The organism is Streptomyces lincolnensis (genome assembly GCF_001685355.1).
GTDB classification, from domain to species: Bacteria; Actinomycetota; Actinomycetes; order Streptomycetales; family Streptomycetaceae; genus Streptomyces; species Streptomyces lincolnensis.
In genome coordinates, this window is the sequence record NZ_CP016438.1 from 1399800 (window position 1) to 1418695 (window position 18896).

The window sequence follows — 18896 nt, forward strand, 5'->3', positions numbered from 1 at the left end:
CCCGTGTCCTTCCTCGCGCCCGCGTGCGCTTGCGTGCGCGCCGCCGGGCCGGGGCATCGCCTCCCTGACGAACCGTCGAGCGGGGAGGTGGGTGTGCACGGACCGGTTTCGCCCGGCTGGCTGCTGGTGGTGTTGTGCGCGGCGACCGGGGCGTACTGCCTGCTGCGGATGCGCAGCAGTGTCGAGGAGCAGCGCCGGGCGGCGGGCGGCGAGGCGCTCATGGGCTTCGGCATGGCCGCCATGGCGGTGCCCGCCGCCGCGTTCACTCCCCCGTCCTGGGCCTGGTCCGGCTACGCGGCCGTCTTCGGCGCGGCCGCGCTGCGGGCCTTGTGGGCGGCCCGCGCGAGCGCGCACCATGTGCACCATCTCGTGGGCAGTTCGGCGATGGTCTACATGGCGGTGGTCATGGCCCTCTCCCCCGGCGGTCATGCCGGCCACGGCGGCGCCGGGGTCCCCCTGCTGACGGGAGCGCTGCTGCTGTACTTCACGGTCTACGTCCTGCGCTCCGGCGTACGGCTGGTGCCCGCGGCCGCCGGGGGCGGGGCCGCGGGGTGGGGGGACCGGCCGGAACTGGCCCGGGCGTGCCGGTTGTCGATGGGGATGGCGATGGTGGCGATGCTGCTGGCCATGTGACGCGTCGCGGGGTCTCAGCCGTCCAGCCGGGCCGTCCAGATCTCCTCGCTGGGCCATTGCCGGGCCCAGTCGGCGGGGACTTCCGCGTAGTCCCGAGGTGTGGTCGTGGGCGCCTGGATCTCGATCAGGTCCTCGACGACGAAGCCGCAGGACCGGAGCAGGCGCAGCATCTCGCCGTGGGGCAGGACGAACTGCACGTGGTTGCCCCGGTCCAGCCGGGCCAGGCCGAACTGCCCGCGGGACAGCGTGGTGGACGCCGTTCCGTCGGGTCCCGCGCACAGCGCGAACAGCGGCGAGTAGCGCATGAACACCAGCCGGCCGCCGGGAACGAGAAGCCGGGCCGCCTCCGGGATCCACCGGGTCGGGTCGCACCACAACGAGGCGCCGTACTCGCTGATGGCCAGGTCGAACGTGTTGTCGTCGTAGGGCACCTCCTCGGCCGTGCCCAGGACGAGGGGGAAGTCGATGCCGAACTCGGCCTGCATCGCGCGGGCGGTGGCGAGTTGCTCCTCGGATACGTCGATCCCCACCGGGTGGGCCCCCGCCCGGGCCAGCCAGGCGGAGACGTAGGCGGTACCGCAGCCCAGCTCGATGGCGCGCGCCCCGGCCAGGTCGTCGGGCAGCACGGAGACCTGTGACTCGGGAGTGGCCCACAGTCCCCACCGCGGTTCCGTCCGCGACCAGTGATCGCGGGCGAGTGGCCCGTGCCACGCCGCCGCCTCGTCGTCCCAGTAGCGCCGGTTGAGTTCCACGTGCTCCGTACCGCGGTCATGAATCATGGAGGGCATTCGACCGGAGACTCCGGTCCTTCCACAAAGGAATTACCAACGGACGTACCCCCGGACCGAGTTCCGCTTCGGCGGCCGCGGCGCGATGTCACCCCGCGACCTCCCCGATTTCTCCCCGGGATCACCCGGGATTGGCTTCACTCCCCCTCGGTCGGCGAGGATCGTCGTATGCACTCCCCGCCCGTCGACTCCCCGCCCCGTCCGCAGGCGCACCGCATCGCCGCCGGCGTCACGGGCCTTCTCGCGCTGTGCTCCGTGCTGCTGCTGGCCCTGGTCGCCACCGAGTGGCATCCACTGATGACCTTCGACGAGGACGTCGCCGACACCACCCACCGCTGGGCCGTGGACGAACGCGGTGTCACGCACGCGTTCCGGATCCTGACCGACTGGGTCTGGGATCCCTGGACGATGCGCATCCTCTGCGCGGTCGTCGTGGTGTGGCTGGTGTGGCGCAGAGCGGACTGGTGGACGGCCATCTGGCTGGCGGTCTCCTGCGCGCTGGGCACGCTGGTGCAGCAGGGCATGAAGGCCGCGGTCGACCGCGCCCGGCCCGTCTGGCCCGACCCCGTCGACTCCGCCCACTACGCGGCCTTCCCCTCCGGTCACGCCATGACCGCCGTGGTCGTCCTCGGCCTCCTCCTGTGGCTGCTGCACCACCACGGCGTCGGTCGCGCCCTGTGGCTTACGGCCGTGTCCGTGTCCGTGATCTCCGTCGTCGGCGTCGGCCTGACCCGGGTCTGGCTCGGCGTCCACTGGACCACGGACGTCCTCGGCGGCTGGCTCCTGGGCGCGCTGACGGTGGCCGTCGCGGTACTGATCCACCTCCGCCGCCGGGCGTGACCTCCGCGGTGATCCACCCGCCGCGGGGAACACCGCTTCGTAGGATCACCTCATGAATGCCGTGTTGTTCGACTTCTCGGGAACCCTGTTCCGGATCGAGTCCACCGAGTCGTGGCTGCGGGCCGTGCTGGCCGAGGCCGAGGTCCTGCTCGCGGAGCCCGAGGTGCTCCGGGCGGCGAAGGCGCTGGAGCGGTCGGGTGCCTTGCCGGGCGGGGCTCCTGCCGTGCGGCGGATTCCCGACGAGCTCGCCGCCGTGTGGGAGATCCGGGACGAGAGCGCCGAGCTGCACCGGGCCGCGTACACCGGGCTCGCCCGGCAGGTGCCGCTGCCGGACCCCGCGTTGCACGACGCCCTGTACGAACGGCACATGACGCCGGCAGCCTGGACGCCGTACCCCGATGCCGTCGAGGTGCTGGGCGCGCTGCGGGAGCGCGGGATCGCCGTGGGCGTGGTCAGCAACATCGGCTGGGATCCGCGCCCGGTGTTCCGCGAGCACGGCCTTGACGCCTACGTCGACACCTACGTCCTGTCGTACGAGCACGGCATCCAGAAGCCGGACCCACGGCTGTTCGCCACCGCCTGTGCCGCGCTCGGCGTGGAACCGAACGGCACCCTCATGGTCGGCGACGACCGGCGGGCGGACGGCGGGGCGGCCGCTCTCGGGTGCGGGGTGCACTTCGTGGACCATCTGCCGGTGGCACAGCGGCCGGACGGGCTGCGGCCGGTACTGGATCTGGTGGGCTGACCCCGGATCCGGGCCACCGCGAGGAAAGCAGCCCCAGGACACCACCTGGGGGTGCTCGCCCGCCTCGGACGATCCCCCGCGTCGCCCGAGGCAGACGGCTGCCGTGACCAGCCCGTACCCGGGTCCGGTCCGGCCGTACTGAGTATAGTTGGCTGGCAGCCAGTCAACGCAGGAGTTACAGCATGTCCCCGCGCAGCGCCTCGGTCAACGAAGAGTTGCGCCGACGTTCCCGGGAGCGGCTGCTCCAGGCCGCGGTGGAGCTGGTGAGCGAGCGCGGCTACGAGGCGACGACGCTCGGGGACATCGCGGACCGGGCGGGCTCGGCGCGCGGCCTGGTGTCGTACTACTTCCCCGGCAAGCGCAGGCTCGTGCAGTCGGCCGTGCACCGGCTGATGCACCGCACGCTGGAGGAGGCGCTGGAGCGCGAGCCGCGCACCGGCGACGGCGCGGAGCGGATGGCGCGGGCCATCGACGCGATTCTGGGCCTGGCCCGGGACCGGCCCGTGCTGATGCGCCAGCACATGGCGGGAATCCTCCAGGCCGAGGGCTTCGTGCAGTGCCCGGAGCAGCAGCGGCTGTCCCAGCTGCTGCGCGACACCATGGCCCGGCACGGCTCCCAGGACGTCGAAGCGGACTATCCGATGATGCGGGCCCTGCTGATGGGCGCGGTGTTCGCGGCCCTGGTCCCGGGGGTCCCGATGCCGGTTCCGGTGCTGCGGGCGGAGTTGTTCAAGCGCTACCGGCTGGACTGGGACCAGGGGATCCCGCCGGACACCGGGAAGGTGCCCGACGGGACGGGTGGCACGGACCTGTCGAGGTTCTTCGCGACGGGGGCCGTGCCCGAGCCGAGCGCGGACGGTCAGTCGAAGTAGTCCGGCTGCGTCTGGACGTTCAGCTCGTTCACCCTCACCCACTTCGCGGGATCGGTGCGCCGGTCGTTGATCTTCAGGACGTCGAAGCCCCTGGCGTACTCGTTGGAGTAGATGTAGCCGTTGTAGTAGTACGCCGACCACGAACCGCCCGACTTGATCGTGTCCGTGGTGAGCGGGCCCCGGTCGAAGTAGGCGATCTCCTTCGGGTTGTCCGAGTCGGTGAAGTCCCAGACGGAGACGCCGCCCTGGTACCAGCCCTGGACCATGATGTCCCGGCCCTTGACCGGGATCAACGAGCCGTTGTGGGCCACGCAGTTCTCGGTGTTCGCCTGGTGCCGGGGAATCTTGAAGTAGCTGCGGAAGGCGAGCTTGCGCCTGTCACCCTTGCCGACGATGTCGTAGATGCCGTCGGCGCCGCGGTTCGGGCCGATCTCCGCGTTGCAGGTGGCCGCGCCGCCGCCGCCCAGTTCGTCGGTGAAGACGACCTTGTTCGCCTTCTGGTTGAAGGTCGCCGAGTGCCAGAACGCGAAGTTCACGTCGTCCCGGATCCGGTCGATGACCTTCGGCCGCGCCGGGTCCTTGATGGACAGCAGGATGCCGTCGCCCATGCAGGCACCGGCGGCCAGGTCCTGGGAGGGAAGCACCGTGATGTCGTGGCAGCCGGTGGTCTTGCGCACGCCTCCGGGCGGACCCGGGTTGCCGCCGCCGTCCGGGCCCTCACCGGGGAAGAGCACCGGGAAGTCCACGACAGCCGCCTTCTGCGGCGCCTTGCGCGGCACCTTGATGACGGAGATGCCGTCGTGCGGGGGCTGGCAGTCGGGGTAGGTGGCGTCCGGCGAGTACGAGGAGACGTAGAGGTAGACGTTCTTGCGCTCCGGCACCAGCGTGTGGGTGTGCGAGCCGCAGGCGGTCTCGACCGCGGCGACGTACTTCGGGTTGCGCTTGTCGCTGATGTCGAAGACCTTCATGCCCTCCCACGAGGACTTCTCGGTCGGCGGCTGTGTCGTGCTGCTGCAACTGCTGTCGCTGCGCGAGGAGTCGGTGGACAGGAAGAGCAGGTCGCCGGAGACGGAGATGTCGTTCTGCGAGCCCGGGCACAGGACCTGGGACACGGTCCTGGGTGCCCTCGGGTTGCTGATGTCGAAGATGCGGAAGCCGTCGTAGTTGCCGGCGAAGGCGTACCTGCCCTGGAAGGCGAGGTCCGAGTTGGTGTCCTTGAGCACGTCCTTGGGGACGAACGCCAGGTGCTCGATGTTCTTCGAGTGGACGATCTCGTTCTGGCCGGGTATGTCACCCGCGGCTATCGCCGACTCCACCTCGGCCCGGGTGCTCTTGGACACCTCCTCGCTCGCGGCGGGGCCGTCCCCCGGGTCGGGGGTCGCGGCGGCCGGCCCGGCGGTCAGCAGCGCGGCCAGGAGGCCGACGGCTGTCGCGGCAACTCCCAGACGTCTGTAGCGCGTTCGGGACTCTTTCAACAGGATCACTGTTTCCTCCATGGTTCCGTTCGGGTGGGAACGGTTCACGCACCACGAAGTATCGTCTTCGCCATGCGCATATCAACAGACGGCAACGAAGACGTAATGAAGGTTTTTGATCAGTCACGCATGCGAGCGTGCTAGGACGGTCACCAACACTCACGAGGTGTGCCCCGTCCCGCCTGCCCCAGGAGGTCGCAGTGCTCTTCCGTCGCGCAACCCGCAGACCCCTCTCCGCGGTCGCACTGACCACGCTGGCCGTGCTCGTCCTCGGGGCCTGCGAGTCCGGATCGGACGCCAAGTCGGCGACCGCGACCGGGCCTTCGGTCATCGTCCCGGGCAAGCCCGGCGAGGCGAACCGGACCATGTCGGCCGAGGGCGCGGAGGCGCAGCGCGTCGACGACGACACCCCCAACTCGGCGGACCTCACCTATGCCCGGACGATGATCGCGCACCACGCCCAGGCCCTGGAGATGACCGAACTGGTCCCGGACCGGGCCGAGTCGGCGAAGCTGAAGTCCCTCGCCGAGCGGATCTCCGCGGCACAGGGACCCGAGATCGAGGCCATGCGGGGCTGGTTGGCGGAGCACGGCGAGGACAAGAAGAGCGACGGCGGCCACGACCACGCCGGCATGCCCGGTATGGCGACCGAGGCCCAGCTGAAGAAGCTGCGCGCCGCGCGGGGCAAGGCGTTCGACCAGCTCTTCCTCACCCTGATGATCACCCACCACGAGGGTGCCATCACGATGGCCACGCAGGTGAAGTCCCAGGGCAACAACATCCGCATCGAGGAGATGGCCGACGACGTGGTCGCCCAGCAGGCGAGCGAGATCACACGGATGCGGGACATGCGGTAGGCGGACGCGGGACCTGCGGTGAGCGGATGCGCGAGCATGACGTGGGCCGCAGCCCGCGTCAACGGACCTGCTCAGCGGCGAGCGTGACGCGGCGTCAGATACCCCGCGTCGCGCGCCTGGGCGATCATCCTGAGCGACTTGCGACGACTGTGTCCGGTCGCGCACATCACCGCGAGCACGGGGTCGGCGCCGTCCTCCTGGGCCGCGCGGTACTCCTCGGCGACGAGCCGCCGGCCCTCGATCCCACGCGGCCAGGGGGGCCGGGCCCGGCCGGATCCGGTGGCCTCCTCCGCGGTGGGAGCGGGGCCGAGACCGCAGGCGTCGAAGAGCGGATCCTCGATCCAGTCCGCGAGCACGGTCAGATCGTCGAGCGAGAGCGCCGGCCGCGCCCGGACGTCCTCGACCGAGACACACCCCCCGGCCACCACGGCGAGCGCCTCGACCAGCGCCCCGTCGGGGAACGCGAGGCGGACACCGAACCACGCGGTAGCGCCCGCCTCCTCCCGCACTTCCCACGCGGGCCACACGGACACGGTGCCGTCCGTCGGGCAACGATCAGAAAGATTAAGAAAGGATGCTTCTAGCACATACGCAACGTAACCGCATGATCACTTTCCATACGAACGGACACGCGCCCTCCGCCTGCGCACAGCACCCTGACAGCGGAGCGCCGACGGTGCGATCCTGGAACCATCAGCGATCTCCCGTGGATCCCCGGATCCCTCGAGCGAGGAGTTCCGCCGTGCTCCGTGTCGCCGTCGTCGGTTCCGGGCCGAGCGGGTGCTACACCGCCCAGAGCCTGGTCCAGCAGAATTCCGAGGTCGTCGTGGACGTCCTGGACCGGTTGCCGTGCCCGTACGGCCTGGTCCGGTACGGCGTGGCCCCGGACCACGAGAAGATCAAGTCGCTCCAGAACAACCTGCGGACCGTACTGGAGCACGAGCGGGTGCGCTTCCTCGGCGGGGTGCGGATCGGCCCCGGCGGTGTGCCGACAGCCCGGCTGCGGGAGCTGTACCACGCGGTGGTGTACTGCGTGGGCGCCGCCACCGACCGGCGTCTCGGCATCCCGGGCGAGGATCTGCCGGGCAGCTGGTCGGCGACGGAGTTCGTCTCCTGGTACAGCGCGCATCCCGACACGGCCACCGACGGATTCGTGGTCGGCGCCCGGTCGGCGGTCGTCATCGGCGTGGGGAACGTCGCCGTCGACGTCACCCGGATGCTGGCCCGGGGCCTGGCCGAGCTGAGCCCCACCGACATGCCCCAGGCGGCCCTCGCCGCGCTGGCCGCCAGCCAGGTCACCGCGGTCCACATGGTGGGGCGGCGCGGCCCTTCCCAGGCCCGCTTCACCACCAAGGAGCTGCGCGAGCTGGGCGGCCTGCCCGGCACCGGCATCACCGTCGACCCCGCCGAGTTGTCCCTGGACCCCGCCTACACCGACCCGTCCGGGCTGCCCGCCGCACCGCGCCGCAACGTCGAGGTACTGCGCGGCTGGGCCGGCACCCCGCCGGACGACACCGCGCCCCACCACATCCACCTGCGGTTCTTCCTGCGCCCCGTCGCACTCCTCGCCGACGCGGGGCGGGTGGCCGCGGTGCGCTTCGAGCGGACCGCACCGGACGGCCGCGGCGGCGTGAGCGGAACCGGCGTGTTCGAGGAGATCGAGGCCCAGTTGGTGCTCCGCTCGGTGGGGTACCGGGGCGTGCCGCTGGAGGGCCTGCCCTTCGACACGGCCACCGGCACCGTCCCCCACCTGGCCGGCCGCGTCCTGCGCGAGGGCGCGGTGACACCGGGCGAGTACGTGGCGGGCTGGATCAAGCGCGGCCCCACCGGCGTCATCGGCACCAACCGCCCGTGCGCCAAGGAGACGGTGATCTCGGTCCTGGAGGACACCGCCGCGCTCCTGCACAAGCACCTGCCCGACGACCCCCTCACGGCACTGCGCGCGGAGGGTGTCCGCCCGGTCGAGTGGGCCGGCTGGCAGGCCATCGAACGAGCCGAGGCGGAGCTGGGGGCGGCACTGGGCCGCGGGGTGGTCAAGCTCCCGGACTGGCAGTCACTGATGAACGCCGCGCACAGCAGCACCGTCTAGGGCCCCCATACCGGGAAACGAACCGGCAACACTCTCGACATCAACAAACTGTTCAAGGAGCCTACGGTCTCGGACATGGCCCAAACGACCCCTGTGCACCCCGTCGACGAAGTTCCCCCCGTACGACACCTCGCCGCCTTCGGCCTCCAGCACGTCCTCGCGATGTACGCCGGCGCCGTGGCCGTCCCCCTGATCGTCGGCGGCGCGATGAAGCTGTCGCCCGCGGACCTGGCGTATCTGATCACCGCGGACCTGCTGGTGTGCGGCATCGCCACGCTCATCCAGTGCATCGGCTTCTGGCGCTTCGGGGTCCGCCTGCCGATCATGCAGGGCTGCACGTTCGCGGCCGTGTCCCCGATGGTGCTCATCGGTACGACGGGCGGCGGGCTCCCGGCGATCTACGGCTCGGTGATCGTCGCGGGACTCGCCATCGTGCTGCTCGCCCCGGTCTTCGGGCGGCTGCTGCGCTTCTTCCCGCCACTGGTCACGGGCACCGTGATCCTGATCATCGGCATCTCGCTGCTGCCGGTCGCGGGCAACTGGGCGGCGGGCGGCGCCGGTTCGGCGGACTTCGGCGAGCCGAAGAACATCGCGCTGGCCGCCTTCGTCCTGCTGGTGGTCCTGTGCGTACAGCGTTTCGCGCCGGCGTTCCTGAGCCGGGTCGCGGTGCTGATCGGCATCGTGGTGGGCCTCGCGGTCGCCGTGCCCTTCGGGTTCACGGACTTCGGCGGGGTCGGGGACGCCGACTGGGTCGGGATCAGCACGCCGTTCCACTTCGGGGCGCCGACCTTCGAGGCCTCCGCCATCATCTCGATGCTGGTCGTGGCGCTGGTGACGATGACGGAGACGACCGGTGACTTCATCGCGGTCGGCGAGATGACGGACCGGCGGATCGACGCGCGTTCCCTCTCCGACGGGCTGCGCGCCGACGGCCTGTCGACCGTCCTGGGCGGTGTCTTCAACACCTTCCCGTACACGGCGTACGCACAGAACGTCGGCCTCGTCGGCATGACCCGCGTCCGCAGCCGCTGGGTCGTCGCCACCGCCGGCGGCATCCTCGTCCTGCTGGGCCTGCTGCCCAAGCTGGGCGCGGTGGTCGCGGCGATACCCGCGCCGGTGCTGGGCGGAGCGGGCCTGGTGATGTTCGGGACGGTGGCGGCCAGCGGGCTGAGGACCCTCACCCAGGTCGACTTCCGGGGCAACAACAACCTGACCGTGGTGGCCGTGTCGGTCGCGATGGGCGTCCTGCCGGTCGGCGTCCCGACGATCTACGAGAAGTTCCCCGACTGGTTCCAGACGGTGATGAACAGCGGCATCAGCGCGGGCTGCGTGACGGCGATCGCACTCAACCTGCTCTTCAACCACCTGCCGGCGAAGGGGACTTCAGGCGCTCCCGACCCGGACGGCCTGGCGGGCGGCGGCATCGAGGAGGGCGTCGAGAAGCCCCGGGAAGAGGCCGTCTAGGTCGTCCCTGCGCAGGCCGTTCATCTTGGCCGTGCCCCGGTAGATCTGCTGGATCACTCCGGCCTCGCGCAGCACCCGGAAGTGGTGCGTGGTCGTGGACTTGGTGATGGGCAGGTCGAAGTACGAGCAGGTGAGCTCGTCGCTCGCGGCGGCGAGCTCCCGCACGATCCGCAGCCGCATCGGATCCGAGAGCGCGTGCAGGATGCCCTCCAGGCGGATCTCCTCGCGCGCCGGATGCGGAAGATCGCGGGCGCTGACGGCGGGGGAGGTCACGGTGGCTCCACTCGTTCGGGGACACCCATTGTACGAGACCCCTCGTAGTTTGACACTCGGCGTACTACGATGCCTATCGTACGAGTCGACCTCCGGTCCCGTAACGAATGGAGCCCGCCGTGAGTGCACTCTTCGAGCCCTACACCCTGCGCGACGTGACGATCCCCAACCGGGTGTGGATGCCGCCGATGTGCCAGTACTCCGCGGCGCCCGAGGGCCCGGAGGCCGGTGCCCCCAACGACTGGCACTTCGCCCACTACGGAGCCCGCGCGGCCGGCGGCACGGGCCTGATCATCGTCGAGGCCACCGGCGTCAGCCCCGAGGGCCGCATCTCGCCGTACGACCTCGGCATCTGGAACGACACCCAGGTCGAGGCGTTCCGCCGCATCACGCGCTTCCTGGTCTCCCAGGGCACGGTTCCGGGCATCCAGCTCGCCCACGCGGGCCGCAAGGCCGCCACCGACCAGCCCTGGAAGGGCGGCGCGCCGCTGGGACCGGACGCGCTCGGATGGCAGCCGCTGGGCCCGAGCCCGCTCGCGTTCGACGAGAAGCACCCGGTGCCGACGGAGCTGACGACGGATCAGATCCAGGAGATCGTCGGCCAGTTCACGGACGCGGCCCGCCGCGCCCTCGCCGCCGGTTTCGAGGTCGCCGAGATCCATGGCGCCCACGGCTACCTGATCGGCAGCTTCCTCTCCCCGCACTCCAACCACCGCACCGACGCCTACGGCGGCTCCTACGACAACCGCACCCGCCTCGCCCTCGAAGTCGTCGACGCCGTGCGCGCCGTGTGGCCCGAGGACAAGCCGCTGTTCTTCCGGATCTCGGCCACGGACTGGCTGGACGAGGGCGGCTGGACCCCGGACGACACCGTCCGCCTCGCCGCCGACCTCAAGGCCCACGGCGTCGACCTCCTCGACGTCTCCAGCGGCGGCAACGCCTCCGGCGTCCGCATCCCCACCGGCCCCGGCTACCAGGTCCCCTTCGCCGCCCGCGTCAAGGCCGAGACCTCCCTGCCCGTCGCCGCGGTCGGCCTGATCACCGAGGCCGAACAGGCCGAGAAGATCCTCGCCAACGGCGAGGCCGACGCCGTACTCCTCGGCCGCGAACTCCTGCGCAACCCCTCCTGGGCCCGCCACGCGGCACGGGAACTGGGCGGGGACGTGCATGTGCCGGACCAGTACCACCGGTCCGTGTGACCGACCGTGTCGTCCGGTCCGGGTGACCGACCGCGTCGTCGATGGCCGCGGACTGCTGTCCGCGGCCATCGGCGCGTGGCGTGTCGTCCGTCGTGTGTCAGGCGCAGGCCGTCCCGTTCAGCTTGAAGGCGGTCGGGGCCGCGCTGTTGCCGCCGTGGGTGGCCTGGTAGCCGATCGTCACGCTCGCGTTGGGGGCGAGGGTGGCGTTGTAGGCGGCGTTGGTCGCCGTCACGGTCCCGGAGGCCGGGGTGTAGGTGGCGCCCCAGCCGTTGGTGATCGTCTGCCCGGAGGGCAGCGTGAAGGCGAGTTGCCAGCTGTTGAGAGAGGTCGTCCCGGTGTTGGTGAGGGTCACCGAACCGGTGAGGCCCGTGCTCCAGGCACTGGTCGTGGCGGTCACCTTGCAGGCGCCGGGCTGGGGTTGGGGTGCGGGGCCCGAGGAGTCCAGGCCGAAGAAGGTCAGGGCCCGGGAGGCCATGCCGTTGACGTAGAGGTTGTGTCCGACGCCCTGGAGGCTGATTGCCTCGACGGGTGCCCGGTCGCCGGTGGCGCCGTAACGGGTGCGGTTCCAGCCGGAGGCGGGCGTGTCGGTGGCGGCCGGAGTCTGGCTGACGCCGAGCACGTTGGTCCACTGCTTGATCTGTTCCCCGAAGTTCGGGTAGCGCAGCACGTCGTCCTGGGTGCCGTGCCAGATCTGCATGCGTGGCCGGGGGCCGGTGTAGCCGGGATACGCGGCGCGGACCAGGTTGCCCCACTCCTGCGGGGTGCGGCTGATGGTGCCGTTGGCGCACTCGCTGTTCCACTCGGAGCCGTTGGTGGTGGCGAAGCAGCCGAACGGCACACCGGAGAAGGCGGCACCCGCCGCGAACACGTCGGGGTAGTCGCCGAGCAGGACGTTGGTCATCATCGCGCCGGAGGAGATACCGGTGGCGAAGATCCTGCTCGTGTCGGCCGAGTAGGTGCGGACGGTCCAGTCGATCATCGACTTGATGCCGACGGGATCGCTGCCGCCGTCCCGCCTCAGTGCCTGCGGCGAGGCGACGTCGAAGCACTTGCTGGCCCGCGTGACCGAGGGGTACACGACCACGAACCCGTAGCGGTCGGCGAGTTGGGCCCACTCGGTGCCGTTGTACATGGCCGGCCCGGAGCCCGTGCAGTAGTGCACGGCCACCACGACCGCCGGTTTGGCGGTGACGTTGTCCGGCACGTACAGGTACATCTGGAGATTGCTGGGGTTGGTGCCGAAGTTGGTGACCTCGGTGAGCGCCGCGGTGGGCACCGCGTCGGCCGCGCGGGGGCGGGCCGCGGCCGTGGGCGCGGTCAGGACGGTGGCGGCGAGCAGCGGCACCAGGGCTCCGAGGAGCGCCACGAGCGCCGTACGCAGGCGGGGTCTCCTGGTGGTGCGGGGGGTGGTGGTCACGTCCGGTCCCTTTCTGGTCGCGGCTCGGGGGACGTGGTGCGGGTGGAGGCGGTCAGCAGGTGGAGTTGGCCTGGGTCACCAGGCCCAGGCGCCAAGGCAGTTGTGAGTAGTCGCCGCTCGATGCCGGGTCCATCCCCTGGTAGGGGAACGAACGTACGCACAAGGGAAGTCCTCATCGACCCGTACCTCTCGGAAGGGAAGCGTCCGCCCGAGCATCGTGGCATGCACATGCCTGCCATGGAAGCGCTCCCACGCGTCGAAAGAATTCGCTCGGCACACCCACCAGCATCGGCCGAATGTGTTCTGCGCAAAGCGTTGACTAGAAAGCGCTTGCCCCCTACGTTCCGTTCAGCAGTGTGACCGAGCCGCACCGCTCCGTGGCTCCATGGTCACATTGCTTCAGTACGGCGTTCAGAACAGAGCACAACATTCAGATACATGACCGACCAGTCATCACTGAAGGGGTGCATCCGCATGCGTGCTCTCCCCCCACGTACACACGCGCAAAGATCCGCACCGGCCGGCCCGACGGACGTCGGCTCCGGCAGATGAACCGGCCTGCGCGGCGACGACCTCGGTGGAGCCGCGACCGAGGTCCGCGGGCCGGCGGTTCCAGCAGTCCGCCCCACAGCCGCCCGGCGGAGTCCGCCTCCGTCGTCGCCCCGGCGACGACGGGCACGGACAGCGGGCAGCTCTGACCCCCACCAGGAGAAGGAAACGGGACATGACTTCACAGACGCAGCAGCGCCGCCGGATCTTCGGCCGGCGAAAGGTCGTGGGCGGGATGGCCTCGCTCGGTCTCTCAGTTGCCATGATCATGACATCCGGTGCTCTCACGCCGGCGAGCGCCGCCACCTGGCCGACCCCCAACGGCAGCCAGGGGACCTCCTCCACCATCTCCGTGTCCGGCACCAAGGACTACGGGATGAAGCAGTTCTACGGCACCGGGGCGCTGGCCGGTAGCGGCCAGGAGGAGGGCCAGGACCCGATCTTCAAGCTCGCGGCCGGCGCGACGCTCAAGAACGTCATCATCGGCGCCCCGGGTGCCGACGGCATCCACTGCGAGGGCAACTGCACGCTCCAGAACGTGTGGTGGGCGGATGTCGGCGAAGACGCCGCCACCTTCCGGGGCGGTTCCACGTACAACGTGATCGGCGGCGGCGCCAGGAAGGCCGCCGACAAGGTGTTCCAGCACAACGGGCCCGGCACGGTGAACATCTCCAACTTCGCCGTCAGCGAGTTCAAGACGCTCTACCGGTCCTGCGGCGACTGCTCCACGCAGTACACGCGCAAGGTCAACCTCAGCAACATCGAGGTCACCGGCACGGGTTCGACCGCGCGTCTGGTCGGCATCAACGTCAACCGCAACGACGTGGCGACGCTGAAGGGCATCACGATCCTCAACGACTCCGGTCGCAAGGTCGTCCCCTGCCAGAAGTACAACAACACCACCGCGGTCGGTACGGGCCCGGACAGCACCAACTGCAAGTACGCCACCTCGGACATCACCTACAGGTGAGGCACTGCCCGCGGTAGGTGAAGGCGGTCGTACGAGACGTCCCCGCACGGCGCCTCGTACGACCGCCGCGTCATGCGCGCCGGGCGTGCTGCGGTACCGTCCCGGCCAGCTCGTTCTGGTAGTCCGCGTACGCGGCGCGCAGCTCCTCGCCCGGCCACCCGTCCGGCAGCAGAGCGGCCGGCAGCACCGGATCGGCGAGCAGATGGCGTACGACGGCCGCGAAGCCGGTGAGACGGTCGGCCGGCCGGTCCGCGCGGGCGATGTGGGCGAGCAGCGTCCGGGCCGTGTCCGCCCAGGCGTCGAGAGGCCACAGCTCCGCCGCGAGGTCGGACGCGGGACGGTCGGGGCGGGCGGTGCAGCGCTCGGCCACCTGGCCGAGGTCACCCGGCAGCGGGCGGCGCAGGTTGGCGGGGCGCAGCCACACGCCCTCACGGATTTCGGCCAGCCGCAGCGCGGTCAACCGGGCCCGCAGGTCGGCGCGTTCGGCGGGGCCGCGGCCCGTCGCGGTGATCACGAGCAGTTCCCAGTCGCCGTCCCACGCGCGCGTGCGGGGCCGCACGGCCTCGTCCTGGCGGCTCTGGCGGGCGAGCAGACGGTCGCTGAGACGGTGTACGGAGTCCGTGCGCCGAAGGTCACCGGCGGCCACCATGCGGCTGAGCGCGGCCCGCAGGGTGGATCCACCGACCCCGAACGGCTCCACCGCGCGGACCAGGTCCTTCACCGCCATCTCCGGCGGATGCGCGCCCAGCAGCAGGCTCAGCACGACCGACCGTGCGGACAGCGGCCGCAGGTCGACCCGACCGGGCTGCACTGACACGTTCCTCCGCATGGTCACGTACTGTACGGGCGCCCTCGTATTGCATCATTGCTACAACCGCAGCAAGAGTGCAACATGGAGGGCATGCTCCCGATACTCCCGCACGAGCCGTCCCGCACCCACGACGTCACCAACCAGCCCCCTCCCCTGGCCCCCTACGACGCCTCCGAGGACACGGCCCTGCTGGAGGGGCTGCGCCGGGAGGGTGCCGGGTGGGCCGAGGAGGACGTCCGGCGGCTCGGACGCGTCGCCGGCAGCACCGAGGCCCAGGAGTGGGCCGACCTCGCCAACCGGCACGAGCCCGAACTGCGCACGCACGACCGGTACGGCAACCGCGTCGACGAGGTCGACTTCCACCCGAGCTGGCACCACCTGATGCGGGTCGCGGTGGCCGAGGGCCTGGCCGGCGCCCCCTGGGCCGACGAGTCGCCCGGCGCCCATGTGGCCCGTACGGCGGGCGGGCTGGTGTGGGGGCACACCGACGCCGGTCACGGCTGCCCCACGTCGATGACGTACGCGGCGATCCCGGCCCTGCGCAAGGAGCCGGAGCTGGCGAAGGTCTACGAGCCCCTGCTCACCGGCCGCGAGTACGACCCGGTGCTCAGGGTGCCGACCGACAAGCGCGGTCTGCTCGCCGGTATGGGGATGACCGAGAAGCAGGGCGGCTCCGACGTCCGGACGAACACCACCTCGGCCACGCCCACCGCCGAGTCCGGCGTGTACACGCTGCGCGGCCACAAGTGGTTCACGTCGGCGCCGATGTGCGATGTGTTCCTGGTGCTGGCCCAGGCGCCCGGCGGCCTCTCGTGCTTCCTCTTGCCGCGTGTCCTGCCGGACGGCAACCGCAACCCCTTCCGCATCCAGCGCCTCAAGGACAAGCTGGGCAACCGGTCGAACGCGTCCTCCGAGCCCGAGTTCGACGGCACCCTCGCCTGGCTGGTCGGCCCGGAGGGACAGGGCGTCAAGACCATCATCGAGATGGTCAACTGCACCCGGCTGGACTGCGTGATGATGTCGGCGACCCTGATGCGCAAGACGCTCGTCGAGGCCGGACATCATGTGCGCCACCGCACGGCGTTCGGCGCGCGCCTGCTCGACCAGCCGCTGATGCGCAACGTCCTGGCCGATCTGGCCCTGGAGTCCGAGGCCGCGACGACCCTCACGCTACGACTGGCCGGTGCGGCCGACCGCGCGGTGCGGGGGGACTCCGGTGAGGCGGCCTTCCGCCGCATCGCCACCGCCGTGGGCAAGTACTGGGTCACCAAGCGGGGTCCCGCCTTCACCGCGGAGGCCCTGGAGTGCCTCGGCGGCAACGGCTACGTCGAGGACTCGGGCATGCCCCGCCACTACCGCGAGGCTCCCCTGCTGTCGATCTGGGAGGGGTCGGGCAACGTCAACGCGCTCGACGTGCTGCGGGCGTTGCGGCGGGAGTCCGGCGCCGCCGAGGCCCTGTTCGGCGAACTCGCCCTCGCCGAGGGAGCGGACGCCCGGCTGGACGCGGCCGTGGCCCGCCTCAAGGAGCGGTTGGTCCAGGCGTCCGAGACGGCAGCGCGACGGCTCGTGGAGCTCATGGCCCTGACCCTCCAGGCCTCCCTGCTGGTCCGGCACGCCCCGCCCGCCGTCGCCGACGCCTTCTGCGCGACCCGGCTCGACGGCGACTGGGGGCACTCCTTCGGCACGCTGCCCGACGGGGCCGACCTGGACGCGATCCTGACGCGCGCTCTGCCCGAAAGGGGGTAAATCCCGTCGTAGTGCCGCTCGATGGCGCGTCTTCGCCTGGTTCGCACAGAGTCACATCCCGATTCCGCTTCGTTGTCAGTGCCGTGGTGCAGACTCCGATGAGTTGGTACTTCGCCTGGGAGGACAGCGTGTTCACGGGGATCGACGAGGTCGACTGGGCCTCGCTGCGGCATGCGCACGGCAGCGCGGAGGACGTGCCCGGTCTACTGCGGGGGCTCGCCTCCCCCGACCGGACCGAGCGGGAGGACGCGCTGGACCGGATGTACGGCGTGGTGCACGACCAGGGCACGGTGTACGACTCGACGCTCGCCTGCGTTCCGTTCCTCCTCGCGCTCGCGGGGAGCGAGGAGGTGCCGGAGCGGGGCGACATCGTCGAGTTGCTGGTGAGCATCGGGGTGGTCGGGGACCGGAGGAACGGCGAGGGCCCATCGCGGCCGGGCGGCGCGCCGTCCCGGGCGGGTGCCCTGATCCGCTCGCGGGCCGAGGTGTTCGCCCGGCTGACCGGGGACGCGGACGCCGAGGTGCGCCGGACGGCCGTGTCCGCACTCGTGCGGTTTCTCGACGAACCGACCCGGGTCCTGGGCCTGTTGCGCGAGCGGTTCACCGTGGAACGGGACGACCGGGTCCTGCTCTCCCTGACGCAGAGCCTCGGCCTCTTCGTGCGACGGCACCCCGCGCACGCCGCCGAAGCGCTGGAGCTGCTGGTCGCCCAGAGCGCGCCGATGTACGGGCCGGGGCTGCGGCTCGCCGCGCTCGGGCAGCTCGCCGACTGCGCGCCCGATCGCCTCCCGCCGGACCTGGTGCCCCTCGTCGTCCGGCTCCTCAGGCAGCGCTCGGCGGCCCGCCCCGCAGGCCGGGAGGAGGCCGGGACGCCCGGGGCGGACACCCTCGTCGGCCGTCTGGAGCGGCTGCGCCCCTCGGACGAGGAGGGCTCGTGGTTGCTGCGGACCCTGCACAGCGCGCTCGGTGACCGGGTGGACGACCGGATCGCCCTCCTGGACGGACAGTTGACCGGCCCGGACCCGGCCGACCGGTGCAACGGGGTGTGGATGGCGGCGGGACTGCTGCGGGAGTGGCGCATCGACCATGTCCGCCTCGTCTCGCTGATCGGGGAGCAACTGGCCGCGGAGGAGGGCCGGTTGCGTGATGCGGCGGTGTCCGTCCTGACCGATCTGTTCGGCCTCGCCGCACCCGCCGCCGACCGGCTGGCCACGCTCGTCACCGCACGGCCGGAACTGTGGGTGCGCCGGTGCGAGGGCCGGGCGACCGCACTCGGCGGCCCGCTCAAGGCCCTTGCGGGCAGCGGGGATCCACGGGCGGTCCCGATGCTCGCCGAGGTGCTGGCCGGAGGGGCCGTACCCGGGGAGCTGGGGCAGGTGATCGTCCCTCTCGGCCGCGCCGCGGCGCCGCTCGCGCCCCTCGTACGGCAGCGGTTGGGCGCGATCTCCGTCGACTCGGCCGCCGGGCGTGCCCTCGCCGTACCGCTGCTGTCGGCGGTCGTCGCCCTGGGGGACCGGGAGGCCCTGCCGGAGGTGATGCGGCTCGTGCACGGCGAGGCCGGCCTCTCCCCCGGCGAGCCGTACACGGGGTACGCGGTCCGTGCGCTGGGCCTGTTCGGGTCCGCCGCGCGGGAGGCCGTACCGGCCCTGCGGAGGCTGCTGGACACCGGGGACGCGGGGGCGGCGGCACGGGCGCTGTGGGAGGTGGAGGAGGACGCGTCCGTCGTCCTGCCCGTGCTGGTGCGGGAGTTGGCGGACGGCGAGCCCCGGCGGCGCCGACAGGCCGCGGAGGTACTGGCCCGGCTGGGCCCACAGGCCCGTCCCGCCTCGGCCGCCCTGCGCCGCGGGACGACGTCCGATGACCCGGGGGAACGCGTGGCGGCCGCCTACGCCCTGTGGCGGATCGACGCGGACGCCGAACCCGTCCTTCCGGTGCTGCGCCGGGCCTGGAGCGAGGCCCCGTCCACCCGCCGGGCCGTCGCCGAGCAGGTCGTCGCGATGGGGCGGGCAGCGACACCCCTGCGCGATCTGGTCGACGCGGAACTGTCCTCGCGTCGACGGCACTTGGCGTCACCCGGGGCTTTCGGCAGTCACGACATCCTGAAGGACGAGCGGTTGCTGGGGCTGTGCCGGGAGGTGGTCGCCGGCGGGTGAATGCGGCCGGTTCGG

17 protein-coding genes are annotated in these 18896 nt (G+C 71.4%); 11 read left to right on the forward strand and 6 right to left on the reverse strand.

Translation table 11 applies throughout. The features are described 5' to 3' along the window. The first annotated feature begins 93 nt into the window (after positions 1-93). Positions 94-633 carry a DUF5134 domain-containing protein gene (locus SLINC_RS06275; protein WP_067427749.1) on the forward strand — a complete coding sequence of 180 codons (540 nt, stop codon included), beginning with the start codon at positions 94-96 and terminating at the stop codon, positions 631-633. A 14-nt stretch (positions 634-647) separates the two neighbouring features. Here SLINC_RS06275 and SLINC_RS06280 read toward each other — a convergent pair whose 3' ends face one another. Then, positions 648-1412 (reverse strand): class I SAM-dependent methyltransferase, encoded by a 765-nt coding sequence (locus SLINC_RS06280; RefSeq protein ID WP_067445087.1) that lies wholly within the window; start codon positions 1410-1412, stop codon positions 648-650. A gap of 177 nt (positions 1413-1589) precedes the next feature. Here SLINC_RS06280 and SLINC_RS06285 point away from each other — a divergent pair, with 177 nt between their 5' ends. The 3 genes from SLINC_RS06285 to SLINC_RS06295 all read left to right on the forward strand — a co-directional run bounded on the left by SLINC_RS06285 (position 1590) and on the right by SLINC_RS06295 (position 3878). After that, positions 1590-2261 carry a phosphatase PAP2 family protein gene (locus SLINC_RS06285; protein ID WP_067427751.1) on the forward strand — a complete coding sequence of 224 codons (672 nt, stop codon included), beginning with the start codon at positions 1590-1592 and terminating at the stop codon, positions 2259-2261. A 52-nt stretch (positions 2262-2313) separates the two neighbouring features. Then, a complete protein-coding gene (locus SLINC_RS06290; RefSeq protein ID WP_067427753.1) occupies positions 2314-3006 on the forward strand; it encodes an HAD family hydrolase in 693 nt (230 codons plus the stop codon). 182 nt (positions 3007-3188) lie between these two features. Then, positions 3189-3878 carry a TetR/AcrR family transcriptional regulator gene (locus SLINC_RS06295; protein ID WP_067427755.1) on the forward strand — a complete coding sequence of 230 codons (690 nt, stop codon included), beginning with the start codon at positions 3189-3191 and terminating at the stop codon, positions 3876-3878. On the opposite strand, the gene SLINC_RS06300 is transcribed toward SLINC_RS06295, so the two are convergent. After that, the gene (locus SLINC_RS06300; RefSeq protein ID WP_067427757.1) at positions 3866-5362 is read right to left on the reverse strand and encodes a hypothetical protein; all 1497 of its coding nucleotides are present in this window, start codon (positions 5360-5362) and stop codon (positions 3866-3868) included. The genes SLINC_RS06295 and SLINC_RS06300 overlap by 13 nt on opposite strands. A 191-nt stretch (positions 5363-5553) precedes the next feature. Between SLINC_RS06300 and SLINC_RS06305 the strand changes: the two genes are divergently transcribed. Further along, positions 5554-6210, forward strand: coding sequence for a DUF305 domain-containing protein (locus SLINC_RS06305; protein WP_067427759.1), 657 nt, complete (start codon positions 5554-5556; stop codon positions 6208-6210). Between the two features lie 71 nt (positions 6211-6281). Here the strand turns inward: SLINC_RS06305 and SLINC_RS06310 are convergent, their stop codons facing one another. Beyond that, positions 6282-6743: a DUF6214 family protein gene (locus tag SLINC_RS06310; protein ID WP_067427761.1), complete on the reverse strand. Its 462-nt coding sequence runs from the start codon at positions 6741-6743 to the stop codon at positions 6282-6284. A gap of 209 nt (positions 6744-6952) precedes the next feature. Between SLINC_RS06310 and SLINC_RS06315 the strand changes: the two genes are divergently transcribed. Continuing rightward, the gene (locus tag SLINC_RS06315) at positions 6953-8299 is read left to right on the forward strand and encodes an FAD-dependent oxidoreductase (RefSeq protein WP_067427763.1); all 1347 of its coding nucleotides are present in this window, start codon (positions 6953-6955) and stop codon (positions 8297-8299) included. A gap of 75 nt (positions 8300-8374) precedes the next feature. Next, complete coding sequence (locus SLINC_RS06320) at positions 8375-9763, forward strand: nucleobase:cation symporter-2 family protein (RefSeq protein ID WP_067427766.1); 1389 nt, start codon at positions 8375-8377, stop codon at positions 9761-9763. Here SLINC_RS06320 and SLINC_RS06325 read toward each other — a convergent pair. Continuing rightward, positions 9683-10036 carry an ArsR/SmtB family transcription factor gene (locus SLINC_RS06325; RefSeq protein ID WP_067427768.1) on the reverse strand — a complete coding sequence of 118 codons (354 nt, stop codon included), beginning with the start codon at positions 10034-10036 and terminating at the stop codon, positions 9683-9685. The genes SLINC_RS06320 and SLINC_RS06325 overlap by 81 nt on opposite strands. Positions 10037-10155: 119 nt before the next feature. On the opposite strand from SLINC_RS06325, the gene SLINC_RS06330 reads away from it, so the two are divergent. After that, positions 10156-11235, forward strand: coding sequence for an NADH:flavin oxidoreductase/NADH oxidase (locus tag SLINC_RS06330; RefSeq protein ID WP_067427769.1), 1080 nt, complete (start codon positions 10156-10158; stop codon positions 11233-11235). A 97-nt stretch (positions 11236-11332) separates the two neighbouring features. Here the strand turns inward: SLINC_RS06330 and SLINC_RS06335 are convergent, their stop codons facing one another. Then, positions 11333-12652 (reverse strand): extracellular catalytic domain type 1 short-chain-length polyhydroxyalkanoate depolymerase, encoded by a 1320-nt coding sequence (locus tag SLINC_RS06335; protein WP_067427770.1) that lies wholly within the window; start codon positions 12650-12652, stop codon positions 11333-11335. A 724-nt stretch (positions 12653-13376) separates the two neighbouring features. Here SLINC_RS06335 and SLINC_RS06340 point away from each other — a divergent pair. Further along, positions 13377-14171: a pectate lyase gene (locus SLINC_RS06340; RefSeq protein WP_067427773.1), complete on the forward strand. Its 795-nt coding sequence runs from the start codon at positions 13377-13379 to the stop codon at positions 14169-14171. A 70-nt stretch (positions 14172-14241) separates the two neighbouring features. Here SLINC_RS06340 and SLINC_RS06345 read toward each other — a convergent pair whose 3' ends face one another. Continuing rightward, positions 14242-15000 carry a PaaX family transcriptional regulator C-terminal domain-containing protein gene (locus SLINC_RS06345; RefSeq protein WP_067427775.1) on the reverse strand — a complete coding sequence of 253 codons (759 nt, stop codon included), beginning with the start codon at positions 14998-15000 and terminating at the stop codon, positions 14242-14244. A gap of 72 nt (positions 15001-15072) precedes the next feature. On the opposite strand from SLINC_RS06345, the gene SLINC_RS06350 reads away from it, so the two are divergent. After that, the gene (locus SLINC_RS06350) at positions 15073-16728 is read left to right on the forward strand and encodes a DNA alkylation response protein (RefSeq protein ID WP_067445089.1); all 1656 of its coding nucleotides are present in this window, start codon (positions 15073-15075) and stop codon (positions 16726-16728) included. Between the two features lie 98 nt (positions 16729-16826). Beyond that, positions 16827-18881, forward strand: coding sequence for a HEAT repeat domain-containing protein (locus tag SLINC_RS06355; RefSeq protein ID WP_237281990.1), 2055 nt, complete (start codon positions 16827-16829; stop codon positions 18879-18881). Positions 18882-18896 lie beyond the last annotated feature (15 nt).

Bases quoted from the DNA above. Each gene is read 5' to 3' on its own strand.
- SLINC_RS06320 (WP_067427766.1), top strand. From the start codon at position 8,375: ATGGCCCAAACGACCCCTGTGCACCCCGTCGACGAAGTTCCCCCCGTA.
- SLINC_RS06345 (WP_067427775.1), bottom strand. From the start codon at position 15,000: ATGCGGAGGAACGTGTCAGTGCAGCCCGGTCGGGTCGACCTGCGGCCG.
- SLINC_RS06295 (WP_067427755.1), top strand. From the start codon at position 3,189: ATGTCCCCGCGCAGCGCCTCGGTCAACGAAGAGTTGCGCCGACGTTCC.
- SLINC_RS06290 (WP_067427753.1), top strand. From the start codon at position 2,314: ATGAATGCCGTGTTGTTCGACTTCTCGGGAACCCTGTTCCGGATCGAG.
- SLINC_RS06350 (WP_067445089.1), top strand. From the start codon at position 15,073: ATGCTCCCGATACTCCCGCACGAGCCGTCCCGCACCCACGACGTCACC.
- SLINC_RS06280 (WP_067445087.1), bottom strand. From the start codon at position 1,412: ATGATTCATGACCGCGGTACGGAGCACGTGGAACTCAACCGGCGCTAC.
- SLINC_RS06355 (WP_237281990.1), top strand. From the start codon at position 16,827: ATGAGTTGGTACTTCGCCTGGGAGGACAGCGTGTTCACGGGGATCGAC.
- SLINC_RS06285 (WP_067427751.1), top strand. From the start codon at position 1,590: ATGCACTCCCCGCCCGTCGACTCCCCGCCCCGTCCGCAGGCGCACCGC.
- SLINC_RS06340 (WP_067427773.1), top strand. From the start codon at position 13,377: ATGACTTCACAGACGCAGCAGCGCCGCCGGATCTTCGGCCGGCGAAAG.